Genomic DNA, 1,169 nt, shown 5'->3' on the forward strand with positions numbered 1-1,169 from the left:
CGAAGAGTTCATGCAGCGTCTTCTTAGGCTGCGTGAAGCGCGCGCGGATCAACTCCGCAAGTTCTGGATAGCTCGCATGGGCGGCCATGATCTCATGAAGCTCCAGCATAGTGAGAGCCGATACAAGCATACGTTTTGACCAGCCTTTCTCTGTGAGTGTCCGGTCGAAGCGCTCGATCAGCAATACATCCTTGCCGAGTGACTTTGTGAGTTTCACTGGCGCGACGTCCAGACCTGCAAGTGCAGCCATGCGCATGGCGATGAACTCACCCTTCACCACGCTGTAAGTGTCATTCGAAGACGAAAATTTCGCGATGTATTTTTTGTCGCCATCATCGATCAGCGCCTTCGGACGTGCCCCGCCTATGGCCGTTCCGTGCTGGAGCACTTCGGCCAACGCCGGTGTCAGCGGGACACCCTCATTGACGATATCGGCCGCCTCCTGGAGTTCGTCGAGTGTGGCAGCACTGGTTTCTCTTGGGGTATATTCACTCGCTGAGCGCTGGAAATCGAGCGCACCGATACGGTCCGATCCCGACTCGAGCATAAACGTCAGTTCGTCAAAGTCGACAACATCTGCTTCTGCACCGACAGCGCCCGTCAGTCGGTTGATGATCACCCGACGACCCCAGGCATCAGGCGCCGCATCGCGCAATGAACTTGCCATCTTGAGCGGCGGGATCGGATCGATCCGCCCTGCCCTTATCGGCAGCTCAGGCAGATAAAGAGGAATTGCCCTGTCTGAGCTCAGGTAGGACCGGCCATAGTTGAAAACATATATCTCGCCGTCCCTTTCGATCCGGCCGGCCACAACCGGCTCGGTCGCGTCTGGAAGCCAGACCCAAACAAAGGCACCTTCGGGTGCAGCGATCTCAGAAGTCATCCTGCACCTCGCTCTTTGGCTTTCTGATCTTTCCCGGCATCAGCGTAAGCTTGTCCTCTATCCGTTCAAGCTCCGATGCGAGTGATGTGGCATCGGGAACAAAGAGCGACAGGCCAACCAGCACGGCGGCCTCGAACACGAAACCGATATCGACCTGGGGATCTCCCTTTTCGATCTTCTGGAGCGTGCTGCGGGCAATGCCGATGCGGTCGGCCAGGTCCTGCTCCGCCATGCGGCGTTCCTTTCGGGCCAGTTTGATCTGTGTTCCCAGAAGCTTCAACGCCTG

The 1,169-nt window shown here is 57.4% G+C and carries 2 protein-coding genes; both read right to left on the reverse strand.

Annotated elements, in window-relative coordinates; genetic code table 11:
- The coding region (locus tag ACR1XY_RS24565; RefSeq protein WP_480597431.1) for a type II toxin-antitoxin system HipA family toxin at positions 1 to 883 on the reverse strand (883 nt) is incomplete at its 3' end.
- Positions 873 to 1,169 (reverse strand): helix-turn-helix transcriptional regulator (locus tag ACR1XY_RS24570; protein WP_480597433.1); only part of this gene is annotated, 297 nt, incomplete at its 5' end. The genes ACR1XY_RS24570 and ACR1XY_RS24565, both read right to left, overlap by 11 nt.

This window comes from Ruegeria sp. AD11(2025), assembly GCF_056542405.1.